Here is a 16,620-nt window from a genome sequence, read left to right as displayed (position 1 = left end):
GTCAGCGCGGCATCCAGACGCGCACCAGCGACAACAGCTTGTCCACGTCCAGCGGCTTGGCCATGTAATCGTTCGCGCCAGCTTCGATGCAGCGTTCCTGATCGTCCGGCATCGCCTTTGCCGTCAATGTGATGATCGGCAGCTTCTTCCAACGCGGATCCTCGCGGATTTCGCGCGTGGCGGCCAGGCCGTCCATCACCGGCATCATCACATCCATCAGCACGAGGTCTATCGGGCTTCCTTCGGCGGACTTTTTCAGCGCATCGATTGCTTCGCGGCCATTACGCGCCACTTCGATCACCGCCCCCCGCGGTTCGAGAATATTGGTCAGCGAATAGACGTTGCGAACGTCATCTTCCACCACCAGGATACGGCGGCCCTCCAGCACGGCGTCGCGGCTGCGGGCCTGCTGGATCATGCGCTGCTGTTCGGCAGGCATTTCGGTGACGACCTGATGGAGGAACAGCGATACTTCATCCAGCAGACGCTCGGGCGAGCGCGCCCCCTTGATGATGATCGAATCCGAATAGCGCCGCAACCGCTGCTCATCATCGGCCGAAAGTTCGTGCCCGGTATAGACGATCACCGGCGGGAAGCTGTGATCCCCCTCCTCACGCAGCGTTTCCAGCAGGGTGAAACCGGACGCGTCGGGCAGCTTCAGGTCCAGCACCATGCAATCGAAGGTTTCGTGCCGCAGCCGCTCGACGCATTCCGCCGCGCTGCCCACGCCCACGGTTTCGACATCGGCCGATCCGAGCAGGGTTGAGACCGCGTCACGCTGCCGCTCGTCATCCTCCACGATCAGCACCCGGCGCACGCCCTGCGCCAGCTTGTCCGCCAGCGCCTGAAGCACGCCGACAAGTTCGTCGCGCCGCACCGGCTTCACGAGATAGCCGATGGCGCCCAGCGACAGCGCGGTCTGGGCATGATCGCTGGCGGAAACGACATGGACCGGGATGTGCCGGGTGGCCACATCGCCCTTGAGCCGGTCCAGCAGGGCAAGGCCTGACTGGTCCGGTAGCCCCAGATCGAGCACCACGGCATTCGGTCGATACTGGCGCGCCAAAGCCAAGGCTTCCTCTGCAGTTCCGGCGACAAGGCACTGGAACCCTAGTTCTCGTGACAGATCGCGTACGATGGCGGCGAAGCTTTCGTCATCCTCGATCACCAGCAGGATGCGATCGGTGCTTCCCAGGCGTTCGCGATCATCATCGACCTTGCGGGCGAAGCTCGCGGGCCTTGCTGCATTCTCGGACGGGGTGCGCAGGGCCGCATCGGGTACGGTCTTGGTCGTCTCGCCTTCCGAAACAGCTGCCGCCGGATCGTAGGCCTGCGGAATGAAGAGCGTAAAGCGGCTGCCCTCTCCCGGTTTGCTGTGCAGCCCGATCGATCCACCGAGCAGGCGGGCCAGTTCGCGCGAGATCGACAGGCCCAGCCCGGTGCCGCCGTACTTGCGGCTGATCGTGCCGTCCGCCTGCCGGAACGCCTCGAATATCTCCCGTTGCTGGCTTTCGGCGATGCCGATCCCGGTATCGGTTACCGAAATGGCGATCCCGTCCGGACCATCGGCATCGATGGTAAGGGTGACATTGCCCGCCTCGGTGAACTTGAAGGCGTTGGACAGCAGGTTCTTGACGATCTGGTCCAGTCGCTGCCGGTCGGTATCGATCGTGCCGGGGCAATCGGCGGCGACGTTGATCGCGAAATCCAGTCCGCGTTGGCGGGCAACCGGCTCGAACACCTGCCGCATGTCGGCAACAAAACGGTCCAGCGCGATCCTTTCGGAACGGACCTGCACGTGGCCCGCCTCGATCTTCGACAGGTCGAGGATATCGTTGATCAGTGCCAGAAGATCGTTGCCGGATGACTGGATGGTCTGGGCGTAGCGTATCTGCTCTTCGGAGAGATTGCCCGCCGCATTGTCCCCCAGCAGCTTGGACAGGATCAGCAGCGAATTGAGCGGCGTGCGCAATTCGTGGCTCATGTTGGCCAGGAAGTCGCTCTTGTAACGGCTTGCCTGTTCCAGTTCCTGCGCCTTCTGTTCCACGGCGGTGTTGGATCGGGTCAGATCGTCGCGCTGTGTCTCAAGCTGCAGGGCCTGCTCCTCAAGCTGGGCATTGGTCTGCTCCAGCTCGACATGCTGCTGTTCCAGGCGGACCTGCGATTCCTTCAGCGCGCGGCCCTGCTCCTCCAGTTCCTCGTTCGAAACGCGCAGTTCCTCGCTCTGCACCTGCAGCGTTTCGGATTGCCGTTGGGTCTCTTCCAGCAAGTTGCGCAGTTCGGTGCGGAAACGGGCGGAGCGCAGGGCGACGCCGATCGCGCCCGACGCCTGTTCCAGAAAAGTCAGCGCCAGTTCGTCCACCGGTTTCAGGAACCCGAGTTCGACCACGCCGTGAACCGCCTCGTCCGCGCTGGCGGGAGAGATCACCAGATGCCGCGGCTTGTCCTGCCCCAGCCCCGATCCGATCGCCAGATAGCCATCCGGAATGTCGCTCAGGACCGATTGCTCGCGTTCCGCCGCAGCGCGGCCCAGCAGGCCGTCCTTCAGCGTGAAGCTTTCCAGCACGCCGGCCTCCGCCGGGACGCCCAACATCGCAACGCGCTGGAATTGCGTGCCGTCACCCGCATAGATGGCCCCGGCCTGCGCGCCCAGGAAGCGCGTGAGAAATGCCAGAATGCTCTCGCCAAGCTGCCCGGTTGCCGGATCGCCCAGCATGGCCGATGCCAGGCTCGCCTGGCCGGACTGCAGCCACTGCTGACGATCCCGCGCCCGGGTGGAGCGGCGAACGAGCATTCCCACCACCAGTGTCAACGCGATGCCCAGCACGGCGGACATCAGGCCGGTGGTCCACGCGGTGCGGTAGGCGCTGTCCATCTCGTCGAGCCGGACCTGCCGCAAACGCGCCTCTTCCTGCTGCATCTGGTCCAGTTGGGCGCGAATGGCGTCCATCTCCACCTTGCCGCGATCGGTGCCGACCACGGCCAGCGCCGCCTGCATGTCCTGCCGACGGCGAAGGTCGATAGTCTGGCCAAGTTCGGCCATCTTCGCCTCGACATGGCGACGCAGCGTCGTCAGCCTGGCCTGCTGGGAGGCATTGTCCGCCGTCAGCGCGGCGATGTCCTTCAAGCGTGCCGGAAGAAGCGTGGTCGCCCCTTCATAGGGGGCAAGATATTGCTCCTTGCCGGTCAGCAGGTATCCACGCTGCCCGGTTTCCGCGTCCTGAATCGTAGACAGAACATCGTCCAACCCGGCGATCACTGCGTGCGAATGGGTGATCTTGCCCGCGTCATCGCGCAGCGTCTCGATGTTGCGGAACGCAATTGCACCGCTGAGGATGAAAAAAACTATCACGAGGCCAAGGCCCAGCCACAGCCGCCCCTCCAACCCGGATTTCGGCCCCGATTGGGCCATGCCCCCTTGCAGCGCCAACGATGGCGACATCCTTACCCCCCCATGCAGGAAACCGGCCTGCTGGCTAGCGGCCATTCCGGCGTCAAGTCAAAAACATATGCTCCGCCGGAAGGTCCATGGGACGCTCCTCGCACGTGGCCGTGCCGCAGCAACGATCGCGCCCGGGCATGGTTCCCGCAGCCTTGTCGATTTCACGCCAGATTCCCAGGCGCGCCATCATGCAACAGTCCTGATGGAAAGCGACGCAGCCCTTGCGCGTGGCCTTTGGCTTTCCGGTTCATCCGTGCTTAAGCCGCGTTCCGGCTTTTCGCCCTACCCGCACGATTCCCTCTTCTCCGATTTCGCCTTCCTGGATTTATCGCAATGACATTGATGCAGCCGTCCTGGCCCACGCCACCATCTTCCGGCGCGAGTGCCGGAAATCGGGCGACGGACGCGCTGAACACGGCCGCTCTCGCAACGGTCAGACAGCGCGGGCCGCTTGTTCGCAGACATGTGCTGGTGGCACTTCTGCTGGGCCTGTTTGCGCTTGCCGTACTGATGCATCTGGCGCGGCTGCATGTGGATCCGCTCTTGCCCAGCAACTTGCCGTTCTATGCAGCCGGGATATTGGCCGTCGCCCTGCGCTTCGCCCTGCCCCGCACCAACTGGCGGCACGCCGCGCCGGTTGCGCATTTCAGCGAATATGCAGTGCTGTTCATGGTGATCTCGCTGATGGGGGCAACCGCCAGCTATCCCGTTGCCGCTCTTACCCATGGTTATGCCGATACCATGCTGCAGCACGTGGACGAGGCGTTGGGTTTCGATTGGTTGGGCTGGTATCGCCTTGTCGCCGCCTATCCGGTCCTGCAGGCGCTGGGTACGGTAGTCTATCGCAGCATCTACGTGACGCCGGCGCTGCTGCTTTGGTCGGCCGCCCGCGCGGGCGATCACGTGCGGGCCTATCGCTTCCTTGCGGGATTCTGCGTGGCTGCGGTGATCACGCTGGCCGTGTTCAGCCTTATGCCGGCCGTGGGGCCGTTCTCGTACCTCTGGCACGGGCCTATACCCTACATGCCCGAAAGCGAGCTTTGGCAGCAGGGGCTGATCCCCGCCCTGCGCGCGCATGAGGTTCACATCGTCGACCTTGGCCATTTGCGCGGCATCGTGTCGGCGCCCAGCTTCCACACGGCTGCCGCCGTGCTCTATGTCGTCGCGGCCTGGCGCATTCCCACGCTGCGCTGGCCAATCGTCGCGCTCAATGCCGCAATGCTGCTATCCACGCCCGTGGAAGGCACGCATTACCTGATCGACATGATCCTTGGCGCCATTGTCGCGATCCTCTCGTTGGGCGTGATCCGCCTCTACTTCCGGGCGCTGGAGCCGCGCGGAGATGGAGAGGCGGTGTATCCCGCCAGATTGGCTGAAATTGCCGCCTGATCCGCCTTGCGGATGCGTGCAGACAAGGTAGGCTGCGCGCATCTCAACAGGGGGATACAGGGGATGGCGCAATCCATGAACCGGCGCGAATGGCTTGGCGCCAGCGCGCTTGCCGTCACGATGACTCTCGTGCCTGCACGCATTCTGGCCGCCACGAAGACGGTCGGACTGCCCCGCCCACCCGCGGCGCGCGTTGCCCCGGTGCAGGACACCTATTTCGGAGAGACGCTCACCGATCCCTACCGCTGGATGGAGAACGACAAGGATCCGGATTGGCTACCGTTCCTGAAGGCCCAGAACGACTATGCCCGCGGTATTCTGGACGCCTTGCCGCAACGCGCCGGGCTGCTTGCGCGGATCCAGCAGCTTTCCGGCGACCTGACCGGCACCTCGGAAGTCCAGCACGCTGGCGGGCGCCTGTTCTATCAACAGCGCCCTGCCGGGGCCGACAACTTCAAGCTCTTCCTGCAAGAGGCGGGCAAGGTTCGCGTGCTGGTGGATCCCACGCAGATGACCGGCGCGGGAGCGGAGCACTTCTCCCTGGACTGGTGGCGCGCCTCGCCCGACGGCAAGCGGGTGGTCTATGGCGTCTCGCCCAATGGCAGCGAGGCTTCCGCTGCCCACATTCTGGACGTGGCGACGGGCAAGAACCTGCCAGAGACGATTCCCAACACCGAATACGCCCTGCCGCAATGGCTGGATGACGGCAGCGGCTTTTTCTACAACCAGTTGACCGGGAAGGTCGACACGCCCGATCGCTACCTGGACAGCCAGGCCCGTTTCCATCGTATCGGCAGCGATCCATCGACGGACCCGATCCTGATGAAGCGCGGGCTGGATCCGGCCGTTGCCTTCGAGAAAATCCAGATACCGTTCGTCGCCACGGCACAAGGATCGTCTTACGCGCTGCTGGGCCTGGCCGATGTCCGCACGGAAATGCGCCTCTATGTCGCCCCACTGGCCGATGTCGTGGCCGGCAAGGCCCGCTGGCAGGAAGTCACGCGTTTCGAGGATGAGGTGACCGCCTTCGATCTTCACGGCGACGACCTGATCCTGCTGGCCAACAAGGATCACCCGCGCGGCCGCCTGGTCAAGACCTCTGCCAAGGCGCCTTCGCTCGCCGGCGCAGCGGAGGTGGTGCCGCAAGGCCCGCAAGTGATCGACAGTATCGAGCGCGCGGCTGACGGGCTCTATCTCAAGATGATGGATGGCGGCGTAAATCGCCTCAGGAAGCTGGGGAACGACGGGAAAGTCACTGAAATCCCGCTTCCGTTCGATGGCACCATCGGCGGCCTGTTCACCGATCCGCGTCAGCCGGGACTGTTGATGACCTATGGCGGCTGGTTGACGCCGCCGGACGTGTGGTCGGTCGATCCTTCGGGCAAGCTGGCGAAGACGGGCATGAACCCGCCCCCGAAGATAGACGTCAGCGGGTATGCAACGACGCGCGCCTTCGCCACCGCGCGCGACGGTACGCAAGTGCCTTATGCGCTGATCTACAAGAAGAACCTTCCACGCGACGGGTCGGCGCCGGCCTTCATCCAGGCCTACGGATCTTACGGCGCGGCGGCCTACACGCCCTCGTTCCTCGGCAAAATGCTGGCGCTGGTCGATGCCGGTGCGGTCGTTGGCTTCGCCTATGTTCGCGGCGGCGGCGAATATGGCCGCGATTGGCACAGGGCCGGCCAATTGGCCAACAAGCCCAATACCTGGCGCGACCTGATCGACGTGTGCGAAACGCTCTGCCGTGACAAGTGGACCGCGCCCAAGCATCTGGCGATCGGCGGGCGTTCGGCCGGCGGCATCACCGTGGGCCGTGCGTTGACGGAACGCCCGGACCTGTTCGCCGCAGTGATCGACGGCGTGGGCTGGTCCAACCCTCTACGCTACGTGGTGGAGCAGAACGGCTATGGCGAGGAGCCGGAATGGGGCGCGATCAGCGATCCCAAGGGTTATCAGTACATCAAGGCCATCGACAGCTATCAACACGTGGTGGACGGCACGCCCTATCCCGCCGTCCTGCTGACCACCGGGATTACCGACCCGCGGGTGGCGCCATTCCATGTCGGCAAGATGGCGGCGCGCCTGCAGGCGGCCTCCAGTTCGGGCAAACCGATCCTGCTGCGCGTCGATTATGACGCCGGCCACGGCATCGGTTCCACGCGCAGCCAGCAGGATCGAGAGGCAGCTGACACATATGCCTTCATCCTCTGGCAGACCACGTAAAGCGGATAGGACTGTAGACCCCGCGCCACCTATCGATTAATCTGCGCCGACAAGACTCGATTGCGACAAGTTTCTACCCCGCAAGGGAGGGAGAAATGAGTGTCAGGCTCGACGCAATAAAGTTCAACCACAATCCCAATACCGTTCACGACAATGCGATCAACATTCGCAGGAACGCGACGACTTTCGTCGACGTGCCCGAATGGCGTGCAGGCGTCAGCGTAAACGCGGAAGATTCGTTGGCAGCCTATGCCAAGAAGGAAACCGCCGGGCAGACGCTGACGATCCAGACCCGGTTCCGCTGGAATTCGATCGAGCCTGCAAAGGTGGACATCCGCGCATTGGATGCCACCGTGGAAAAGGAAGGGCCTTCCGGATGCCTGGGCCTGCTGATCCGGATCATCCGCGCGCTCTTCGGCAACGTGCTGGGCGCAGTGAAGACCCGCAGCGTAAGCTTCGGCGGCGCCGGCCTTGGTAACTGGGAAACCTTCCAGTTGGTGGGGGTCAAGCTTTCGCAGGTTGGCGTAGGCATCCACCTGACATCCTGGCGTTGGCAATATCGGCGGCGCGGAGGCAGCTGGCAGGATTTCGACACGTCCAACCATCGCATCTACGTGGTGCTGGAAACGCCCACCGCCCCGTGGCAGCAGCTGCCCTACGCAGCGTCGAACACGCAACTTCCCTGGACCGATGTGCTGGACAAGGCCTGCGGCTGGGCGATCGGCGCGGTGGACCGCGATACGGCGGTGGCCAGGATCACGCAGCAGGTCTACGACCTTGGCAATTCGGTGATACAATACGATTGCCCCGGCGGAGGCAGTACGCATTACGCCAGCCCGGGGTTCGACTGCACTGCTTTCCTTGAACGGATCGCCGGCGGGCCGGGGCTTGGCCAATATGTGAATTGCACCGATTGCGCGACGTTCGTCTCCACTTTCGCCAACGCGCTGGGCTGCGATTTCTGGCAATCGCGGATGGGCTGGGGCTTTTCGTTGAACCCGCTGCTGGCGATCGGATCGTCCACGTGGCAGACGGCCTGCGGTTGGGGCGGCTTCAGCTATCACGAAGTGGCGTGGACAGGCGCCTGCGACGCGGTGGATACCGTGTGTGACGCCTGCCTGCAGGTGGATGGAGACGCGGACCCCACCAGCGCGCCGCATACGCCCTTGCTGCCCGTCAACATGGTGTTCGGCACGCCGGGAAGCGGCGATTATCGTGACAAGCTTTCGCCTGCGGGCAGTTGCGATCCGCAGCCCGGCTCGCGCACGCGGCGCGCGGTGTTCTGAGCGGAGACGAGGATGGACCAGATCGAATTCCTGCGGGAACGCTTCCGGTTTGACGAGTGGAAGGACGCGAACCGGCTAGACCACGAACTGGAACTGCACGACATCGCGGTTCCGGAGGGCGTATTGCCGGGGCTGGAGGCCGGGCGGGTTCGCCGCATCGATCCCGGCGACGGCACCCGATTGCTGCGGGCATCATGGTTCATGGCAGACGATCGGGATGCAATGATCGTGATGGACATTCGCGAATGTCCATCACGAACGGCCGCGCATGAAGTGCTGCTGGAACTGCTGGCCAATATTCAATCCCCCCATGTCGAACGACTGACGGAAGATGCGCCGGGCGATGTGGCGTTCTCATCGGGAAGTTCCGCCGGTCTGATCTTCGCACGCGGCAATGTGGTGGTGCGCGTCGCCAATGGCGGTGCGCGGCTGGTTCCGGTCACCCCGATCGCGCGGGAAATCGATACCTGGCTGGTCGAAGGCACTGGCTCTGCCACGCCACTGGGGCCGGCCGCCGCTTGAAACGGCAGGCGCCCGGCTTTACATTTGGAATATATATTCTAATAAACTCACGGTCCGCGCCGGATGAGCGCGAAACCGTGGGAGAGCCGATAGATGACCGATCGCCGTTCCGTGCTGGCCGCTGCCGGCATGGCCGCCACCGCACTGGCCAGCGCATCCGCGCCGATCCCCGCCTTTGCCGCAGCCCGCAAGCCGGCCGATCCCAAATTCCCGCAAGGGTTCCTGTGGGGCTCGGCGACGGCAGCGCACCAGGTGGAGGGCAACAACGTCAACAGCGACGTCTGGGCCATGGAGCACGCCAATCCCACCGTCTATGCCGAACCGTCCGGCGATGCCGCCAACAGCTTCGTACTCTGGCCGACGGATCTGGATCTGGTGAAGGGCCTGGGGCTCAACACCTATCGCTTCAGTCTGGAATGGGCGCGGATAGAACCGGCCAAGGGCCAGTTCTCGATCGCGATGCTCGATCACTACAAGGCGATGATCGACGGCTGCCACGCGCGCGGGCTGGTGCCGATGGTGACTTTCAACCACTTCACCACGCCTGCGTGGTTTGCCGCGCAAGGGGGCTGGTCGAACGCGGAAGCGCCCTCGCTCTTCGCCCGTTACTGCGACCGTGCGGCGCGCCATCTGGCCGGAGGCATCGGTTATGCCACTACCTTGAACGAGCCGAACCTCAGCGGGCTGCTCGATATCGTGCTGCCGGGTGACATCGGCAAGCGCCTGCTGGATGCAGACAAGGCCATGCAAGAGGCCGCCGCCCGCGAACATGGCGTGGCCCGTTTCCTTCCGGGCAATCCGCTTTACGTCGCCGATCCGGAAACCGTGCAGGCGAACCTGTTGGCCGGGCACAAGGCGGGGCGCGACGCCATCAAGGCGGTGCGCGGAGACCTGCCGGTGGGCGTCAGCCTGGCCATCATCGACGATCAGGCTGCGGGCCGGAACAGCCTGCGCGATGCCATGCGCGCCAAGCTCTACCGCCCATGGCTGGAAGCCGCGCGCGGCAACGATTTCGTGGGCGTGCAGAACTACGAACGCAGCGTGTGGAACGACAAGGGCCGCCTGCCCGCTCCTGCCGGGGCCGAGACCAACGACGTGGGGTCGGAAATCTACCCCGCCTCCCTCGCCGGCGCGGCACGCTATGCGCACGAGGTCAGCGGCGTGCCGATCATTGTTACCGAGCATGGCGTCAATTCGGCCGACGACACCAAGCGCGCGCGGTTGATCCCGGCGGCACTGGCCGAATTGCGGCTGGCGATGGACGATGGGATCCCCGTTCTGGGCTACTGCCATTGGTCGCTGGTGGACAACTTCGAATGGGTATTCGGGTACAAGCCGCAGTTCGGCCTGCACACACTGGATCGCACGACTTTCGCGCGCACGGCCAAGCCCAGCGCTGCCGTGCTGGGGGCGATTGCGCGGCGCAATTCGCTGTAGTTTGACGCGCGCGGCGCTGGAAACACCGTTGACAACGGGCGGCGCACAATCATAAATACGAATTGTAATTCTAATAATGGTCATCCGCACGGACGACCGGGGAGAAGGTTCCATGTCCAAGATCCAGCGGGGCGTAAGCCTCTACAGCTTTCAGGAGGAAATGTTCCTGGGGCAGATGTCCGTGGAGGACTGCGTGGCCTTCGCCAGTTCCATCGGCGCCAAGGGTATAGAGATCCTGCCCGAACAGAACATGCCCAGCTTCCCGCATATCGACGATGCCGAAGTGGCTCGCTGGCAGGAGATGCTGGCCCGCCACGGCGCGCACTTCACCTGCTACGACATGTTCCTCGACACCAAACTGCGCAAGGGCGAGACGATGTCGGACGAAGAGCAGGTGGACAGCATCCGCCGCGATCTGGTGCTATGCAACCGCCTGGGCATCCGCAACATGCGCGTGCTGGTCTTCGTGCGACCCGATATCCTTGAAAAATGCGTGCCTTACGCGGAAGAACTCGACGTTCACATGGGCGTGGAAGTCCACGCGCCGTGGCATCTGGAACATGCCTGGATCCTGCGCACGATCGATGTGGCGGACCGGCTGGGCACGAACCACCTCGGCATCCTGCCCGACATGGGCATCTTCATGAAGCACTACCCACCCGAATTCCGCGCCCGCTTCGAACGCCAGGGCGCGCGGCCGGAAGTGGCGCAGTTCATCGTCGACCAGCACGAGCAGAAGATCATGTCCGAATACACGATCTACGAAGTGGCGGTGAAGATGGGCGGCAACAAGGCAGAGGTCGCCATGGCCGAAACGCTGCGCCACGCACCTTACGCGAACCCCAAGCGGATTGGCGACTACGCCCCCTACTTCCGTCACATCCAGGCCAAGTTCTACGGCATGGCGGAGGACTGCACCGATCCCACCATCGCCTATGACGAAGTGATCCCGGAACTGGTGAAATGCGGCTGGGAAGGCACGCTTTCGAGCGAATACGAAGGCAATCGCTGGATTCAGGACGTCTCGCCAGTAGACAGTCGCGAGCAGGTTCGCCGCCAGCACGTGATGTTCGAAAACCTGATCGCCAAAGCCGAAGCGGAACGGGAGGAGGCCTAATGCGCCGGTTCGCTGCCTTGCTGGCAGCTACGGCGCTGCTGGGCAGCGGCCCTGCCGTATCCGCCCAGCCTGCCGTCAGCCGCGAGACGATCCCCGCACCGCGCCAGCCCGGCGCCATAGACCTGCCGATCGCCAAGGGCACGGCCCAGCGCGAAGTCTGGCATCTGGACGGCACGCAAATCGCTGTGCGCAATGTGACCCAACCCACGCTGACGCCGGTACTGCCGGCGGGCAAGGGCACCGGGGCTGCAATGATCGTAGCACCGGGAGGCGCGTTCCTTGGCCTGGCGATCGAGAAGGAAGGCTGGGACGTTGCCCGTTGGCTCGCCAATCACGGGATCGCCGCTTTCGTGCTCAAGTACCGGGTGCTGCCGACGCCAGCGGATCAGGGCGTGTTCGCCGGTGAGATGGCCAAGGTCGTCACGGGCGGAACGGCCAGCTTCGCACCGCCCGCCGATACGCCGCAACCGGCGCTGGACGATGCCCGTTCCGCCATCGCGCTGGTGCATGACCGTGCCGGTGAATTCGGGGTGGATCCGAACCGCATCGGCATGATGGGCTTTTCGGCAGGGGCGATGCTCACGCGCAGCCTTGCCACGCACCCGGGCCAGTACATGCCGGCCTTCATCGCGCCGATCTATCCGATGATGAACGCGGTGGAGGTGCCTGCCAATGCGCCGCCGATGTTCGTGGCCCTTGCCGCTGACGATACGCTGTTCGGCAAGAGCCCGTTCGGCCTGGTCGATAGCTGGCGCGCGGCCGGAAAGCCGGTGGAATTCCATTATTACGCCACGGGCGGCCACGGCTTCGGCCTGGGCAAACCCGGAACCCCCACAGAGGGCTGGATGGATCAATTGTACAGGTGGCTGGCGTCGAGCGGCTTCCTGGCGGGAGAGAAATGATGTTCGACAAGTATCTGATTGACGTGGCAACGCTGCGCAACACCGGCCCCGCCGATGCCCCAACCGGCTTCGCGTTCGAGGCGAAGCTTGGCTATTATCGCGGCCTTGGCCTCTCGATGATCGAGAAGTTGGACGTTTCCATCGATGGCGAACAGCTGCCGCGCGAAGCCGTGCGGTTCGACGAAGGTAACGGCCCGCTCTCGCTGGACGAGATGGAAACCGCCTACGACAGGCGCTGGCCTTTCGGCACGCCGGCCACGATCCTGATCGAGCGGCCGGGCGGCTTCCCGCCGGGCGAGCATGAACTTTCGCTGCTTCAGCAGCTTCGCGTTTCATACCTGCCCTTCCCCTCAACCAACAGCGACGCCAAGTCGGTGTCCTTCCCGGGATAACCCACAGGCAGCACGCCTCGTCGGCATCGGCCGACGGGGCACCCCTTTTGCGCCGGCCGGCCACTCCCAATGGCTGGCTCGTCCGCCGTCAATCTCGCGGTTAACCTGTCTTCCGCCGCAATGCAGCATAAGGCTGTATAAGGGCAAGAAAAGGTGGCCGCGTCGCGATGGGCTCGCAAGCTCAACTCCGTGCCTTGTTCGTAATCAACTCGCTTGCCGGGGGCGGGGCGGAGCGGGTGTTCACCACGCTGGTGCGCGAACTGAACGGTGCAGACCGGGGCTTTGCGATCACCGTCGCGCTGCTGGATGAAGAGGCTGAGGAAGCCTATCATCTGCCCCCCGGCATTCCGGTGGAGCGGCTGGATACGCGCGGCGGCCTGCTGCGCAGCGTCACCCAGTTACGCCGGCTGGTCTGGCGGTTGCGGCCGGACGTTACCGTGTCGTTCCTCTCGCGCGCCAACGTGGCGGCGGTAGTCGCCATGCGCCGCACCGGCGGCCCGGCGGTAATCAGCGAGCGGGTGAACACCACCGCGCATCTGAAATCCGGCCGTTTCGGCTTTCTCAGCCGGCTGCTGATCCGCCGCACCTATCCGTCTGCGCGCAAGATCATAGCCGTGTCCGAAGGCGTCGCGCAGACGCTGGAGGCCGACTTTTCGGTGGAGCGGGAACGGATCTGCGTGATCTACAACCCCGTCGACCTCGAACGCATCAGAGCCATGGCTGCCAAACCCCCGGAGATCGAGGTTTTTGCCGATGATTTCGTCACGGTGGGGCGCCTGGTCGCCAACAAGAACACGGCCATGGCAATCCGGGCCTTGGCGGCATCGCAGTCGCAAGGCCGGCTGATCGTGCTGGGCGAAGGGCCGCTGCGCGACGATCTGGCCGCACTGGCTGCCGCGCTGGGCGTTGCGGACCGCGTGCTGCTGGCGGGCTTCGTCGCCAATCCTTATGCCGTGCTGGCCCGCGCGGGCTGCTACCTGCTGACATCCAACGCAGAAGGATTTCCCAATGCCATGCTGGAGGCCATGGCCAGCGGCCTGCCCGTGGTGGCGGCGGACTGCCCTTCGGGGCCCGCCGAAATCCTTCAGGTCAGCCTTGACGGTGAGAACCCGGCGTTCGGCACCGGCGGCGCGCTGGTCGCCATGAACGACCACGTGGCGATGGCGCGCTGCATGGACCGTCTGGTCGAACCCATCGTGCGCGATGTCTGCGTGCAGCAGGGGCAGGCACGTGTCGACGCCTTTTCCGTCACCCGCGCGGTAGAGGCGTTTCGCGATACCATCCTTTCGGCAACGGCCGGTAACGGAGTGCTGCCCGGATGAAGATCTGCGTGACAGGGCTGCGCGGCATTCCTGGCGTGATCGGCGGCGTGGAGACCCATTGCGAGGAACTGCTGCCGCGCATCGCCCAGATCAACCCGGACATCGAGATAGAAGTCTGCTGCCGCGCCCGTTATGTCGATCCGGAAATGGAGAGCTTCCGGCGCGTCAGGTTGGCTCCGCTCTATGCGCCATCCGGGAATGTAAGCGAGGCGCTGGTCTCCACGACCGTGGCGATCGTCCATGCCTGGCGAAACGGCGTCGATGCCGTGCATATCCACGCGATCGGCCCGGCATTGCTGGCCCCACTTGCCCGGCTGTTGGGTCTGAGCGTGCTGCTCACGCACCATGGGGCGGACTACAACAGGGCCAAGTGGGGCCACGTTGCCCGATCCATGCTGAAGCTGGGCGAACGATTGGGAATGCGGTGCGCAAACCGGGTGATCTGCGTTTCTCCGTCGTTGGCAGAGGATATGCGCGCAAGTTACCCCGCTGCTGCCGGCAAGGTGGTTTTCATCCCAAATGGGGTTGATCCGCCTGAACCGCCGGAAGAACCCGCTGCCGACGTGTTGGCCAGGCTGCGTTGCGAAAGCGGCAATTTCGTGCTCTGTGCAGCCCGTCTGGTGCCCGAAAAAGGCATCGATTACCTGATCGAAGCCCACCGTCGCAGTGGCGACAGTCGCACGCTGGTGATCGCCGGCGCCGGCCGCAAGGTTGATCGCTATGCCGAAGAGCTGATGGCGCAGGCCGGCGACGCTGTGCGGATGCTGGGAATGCAGCCCCGCAGCGTGCTGGGCGTGCTCTATCGCCATGCCTCGCTGTTCGTGCTGCCCTCGTTCCACGAAGGCCTGCCGATCGCCGCGCTGGAGGCGCTGTCATGCCATTGCCCGGTGCTGTTGAGCGACATCCAGCCCAATCTGGACCTTGGGCTGCCGCCACAATGCTATTTTCCAGTGGGTGATGTCGATGCCCTGGCGCAACGACTTGCGGAGGGCCGGACGAATATAAACGGGGCGGGCGCCTCCACCAGTCCCGCCCTGATGAGCTGGGACGAAGTGGCGATCCGCACGTCTCCCTATTACCGGGAAATGGCCAACCGCACCCGTCTTACGCCGGCCTTGCGCAATGCCGGCTGAGCGCCCCTTGTCCTCGCCCCCTTCCCTCGGCTCCGGCCCCGGTTCCTGCCGTCCGCACCGTGAGGATGCGCAACGATGCTATCGCTGACCGCCGGCAGCCCGCCGCTTCCCGCATTCATCGTCTTTCCGGTGATGATGGCCTATCTGGCGCTGATGCTGGTGATCGCGATGCGGTCCCGCGCCTCCACCGGATTTCTGGTCATCACCTTTGCCATGCGTCTGGCAATGTCTGCACAACCCCGGTTTTCCTTTTCCTCCTCCCCCGCCGGGCTCAGCTGGAACGCTCTGGCATCGGTGCTGGTGGTTCTGGTGGGCTGCCTGCTGTTGCGCCGGTCACGCGCCGTTCCGCTCGTGCTGGTGCCGCTTGCGCCGCTCGGCCTGGTGATCGTTGCCAGCCTGCTGCTAAACAAGGACGTGCCCGGCGGGATCGAGAGCTTCGTCAAATACGCCTATCTCGCCACGATCATCCTGACCGCCTACGATGCTTTCGTGACGGATGGGCCGGGAAAGGTGCTGTCGCGCCTGCTGTTCACCTTCACGCTTCCGCTTACGCTGCAGGCAGCCAGCATCGTCCTGCACATAGCCAAGGCCACCGAAAGCGACGGATCGGCATCGTATATCGGCGGCTACAACCACGAAGCCAGCTTCTCGATCATTCTGCTGACCGGCCTGCTTGCCGGCCTGCTGCACCCTACGCTGCGTTCGCGCTACAAGCTGGCCGTTGCCGCGGTCTGCGTCGGTGGCGTTCTGGCGGCCAATTACCGAACCGCGATCATCGCAGCAGGCCCACTGCTGCTGGGCCTTTTGCTGTCCACGGCAATGGCGGCGGTGCCGCCAAGGCAGCGCGGCGTGGCCGGCATCCTGGGCTTTCTGCTGATCCTGTCGGCAGTGCCGATCATCCCGCATCTGGCCGGCGACCGGTTCGACACGATCACCACGCTCGCCTCCGAACCCGAAGTGCTGACCAAGACGCCGGACGAATTCCGCAAGCTGGACCGGGCGATCATGTCCGGCCGCCTCTATTTGTGGAGCCAGTATATCGATGCCTGGCGTCATGGCAGCAAACGCCAGCACGTGCTGGGTTACGGCGCCAATTCGTGGGAGGGGCGCTATCGCTACTATGCCCACAACACCCTGATTTCCACGCTTTACGAATTGGGCACGCTGGGCGTGGCGGCCATGCTGTTGCTGTGGCTGTGGATGTTCACGATCGCCCTTTCCACCTCCGGCCCGACACGGATCACCTTGGTGCTGGCGCATCTGGGCTTCATCGTCCTGAACATGGCGACGATGCCCTTGTGGATGATCGAGGGCTTGTTGTTCTATGGGTTGCTATGCGGCTTCACCGTCTACTCGCGGCTCAATCGTCCAGTTCGCGAACGCCCCGTCGCAAATGTGCTTCGCCCCCACCCGGTTTGACCGTTTCGGTCATGGCCTTTCCGCCGAAACGGC

General features: G+C 64.2%; 12 protein-coding genes. 11 read left to right on the top strand and 1 reads right to left on the bottom strand.

Annotated elements, in window-relative coordinates:
* Position 1 precedes the first annotated feature (1 nt).
* Positions 2-3,442 carry a response regulator gene (locus WBP06_RS22345; protein ID WP_395337318.1) on the bottom strand — a complete coding sequence of 1,147 codons (3,441 nt, stop codon included), beginning with the start codon at positions 3,440-3,442 and terminating at the stop codon, positions 2-4.
* A gap of 471 nt (positions 3,443-3,913) precedes the next feature.
* Here WBP06_RS22345 and WBP06_RS22340 point away from each other — a divergent pair, with 471 nt between their 5' ends.
* The 11 genes from WBP06_RS22340 (at position 3,914) to WBP06_RS22290 (ending at position 16,587) form a co-directional block, all read left to right on the top strand.
* The gene (locus WBP06_RS22340; protein WP_395337316.1) at positions 3,914-4,831 is read left to right on the top strand and encodes a phosphatase PAP2 family protein; all 918 of its coding nucleotides are present in this window, start codon (positions 3,914-3,916) and stop codon (positions 4,829-4,831) included.
* 63 nt (positions 4,832-4,894) lie between these two features.
* Positions 4,895-7,057 (top strand): prolyl oligopeptidase family serine peptidase, encoded by a 2,163-nt coding sequence (locus WBP06_RS22335; protein WP_395337315.1) that lies wholly within the window; start codon positions 4,895-4,897, stop codon positions 7,055-7,057.
* Between the two features lie 95 nt (positions 7,058-7,152).
* Positions 7,153-8,343, top strand: coding sequence for a hypothetical protein (locus WBP06_RS22330; RefSeq protein ID WP_395337314.1), 1,191 nt, complete (start codon positions 7,153-7,155; stop codon positions 8,341-8,343).
* Positions 8,344-8,355: 12 nt separating this feature from the next.
* Positions 8,356-8,865: a hypothetical protein gene (locus tag WBP06_RS22325; protein ID WP_395337313.1), complete on the top strand. Its 510-nt coding sequence runs from the start codon at positions 8,356-8,358 to the stop codon at positions 8,863-8,865.
* 93 nt (positions 8,866-8,958) lie between these two features.
* Entirely contained in the window at positions 8,959-10,302 is a 1,344-nt protein-coding gene (locus WBP06_RS22320) for a family 1 glycosylhydrolase (RefSeq protein ID WP_395337312.1), read from the top strand.
* 112 nt (positions 10,303-10,414) lie between these two features.
* Positions 10,415-11,419, top strand: coding sequence for a sugar phosphate isomerase/epimerase family protein (locus WBP06_RS22315; RefSeq protein WP_395337311.1), 1,005 nt, complete (start codon positions 10,415-10,417; stop codon positions 11,417-11,419).
* The gene (locus WBP06_RS22310) at positions 11,419-12,321 is read left to right on the top strand and encodes an alpha/beta hydrolase (protein WP_395337310.1); all 903 of its coding nucleotides are present in this window, start codon (positions 11,419-11,421) and stop codon (positions 12,319-12,321) included. Before WBP06_RS22315 ends, WBP06_RS22310 begins: the two co-directional genes overlap by 1 nt.
* A complete protein-coding gene (locus WBP06_RS22305) occupies positions 12,321-12,713 on the top strand; it encodes a DUF6379 domain-containing protein (protein ID WP_395337309.1) in 393 nt (130 codons plus the stop codon). The genes WBP06_RS22310 and WBP06_RS22305 overlap by 1 nt, the downstream gene beginning before the upstream one ends.
* 194 nt (positions 12,714-12,907) lie before the next feature.
* Positions 12,908-14,035: a glycosyltransferase gene (locus tag WBP06_RS22300; RefSeq protein WP_395337308.1), complete on the top strand. Its 1,128-nt coding sequence runs from the start codon at positions 12,908-12,910 to the stop codon at positions 14,033-14,035.
* Positions 14,032-15,168, top strand: a complete 1,137-nt coding sequence (locus WBP06_RS22295) for a glycosyltransferase family 4 protein (protein ID WP_395337307.1) — start codon at positions 14,032-14,034, stop codon at positions 15,166-15,168. The genes WBP06_RS22300 and WBP06_RS22295 overlap by 4 nt, the downstream gene beginning before the upstream one ends.
* Before the next feature lie 75 nt (positions 15,169-15,243).
* Complete coding sequence (locus WBP06_RS22290; RefSeq protein WP_395337305.1) at positions 15,244-16,587, top strand: O-antigen ligase family protein; 1,344 nt, start codon at positions 15,244-15,246, stop codon at positions 16,585-16,587.
* Positions 16,588-16,620: the final 33 nt, after the last annotated feature.

The organism is Novosphingobium mississippiense, from assembly GCF_044029535.1.
Taxonomy (GTDB): domain Bacteria; phylum Pseudomonadota; class Alphaproteobacteria; order Sphingomonadales; family Sphingomonadaceae; genus Novosphingobium.
This window is presented reverse-complemented; position numbering and strand designations above follow the sequence as displayed.

What these genes read in the sequence shown, in the direction of transcription:
- WBP06_RS22330 (WP_395337314.1), top strand. Translation starts at nt 7,153, where the DNA reads ATGAGTGTCAGGCTCGACGCAATAAAGTTCAACCACAATCCCAATACC.
- WBP06_RS22315 (WP_395337311.1), top strand. Translation starts at nt 10,415, where the DNA reads ATGTCCAAGATCCAGCGGGGCGTAAGCCTCTACAGCTTTCAGGAGGAA.
- WBP06_RS22320 (WP_395337312.1), top strand. Translation starts at nt 8,959, where the DNA reads ATGACCGATCGCCGTTCCGTGCTGGCCGCTGCCGGCATGGCCGCCACC.
- WBP06_RS22290 (WP_395337305.1), top strand. Translation starts at nt 15,244, where the DNA reads ATGCTATCGCTGACCGCCGGCAGCCCGCCGCTTCCCGCATTCATCGTC.
- WBP06_RS22335 (WP_395337315.1), top strand. Translation starts at nt 4,895, where the DNA reads ATGGCGCAATCCATGAACCGGCGCGAATGGCTTGGCGCCAGCGCGCTT.
- WBP06_RS22325 (WP_395337313.1), top strand. Translation starts at nt 8,356, where the DNA reads ATGGACCAGATCGAATTCCTGCGGGAACGCTTCCGGTTTGACGAGTGG.
- WBP06_RS22305 (WP_395337309.1), top strand. Translation starts at nt 12,321, where the DNA reads ATGTTCGACAAGTATCTGATTGACGTGGCAACGCTGCGCAACACCGGC.
- WBP06_RS22345 (WP_395337318.1), bottom strand. Translation starts at nt 3,442, where the DNA reads ATGTCGCCATCGTTGGCGCTGCAAGGGGGCATGGCCCAATCGGGGCCG.
- WBP06_RS22295 (WP_395337307.1), top strand. Translation starts at nt 14,032, where the DNA reads ATGAAGATCTGCGTGACAGGGCTGCGCGGCATTCCTGGCGTGATCGGC.
- WBP06_RS22310 (WP_395337310.1), top strand. Translation starts at nt 11,419, where the DNA reads ATGCGCCGGTTCGCTGCCTTGCTGGCAGCTACGGCGCTGCTGGGCAGC.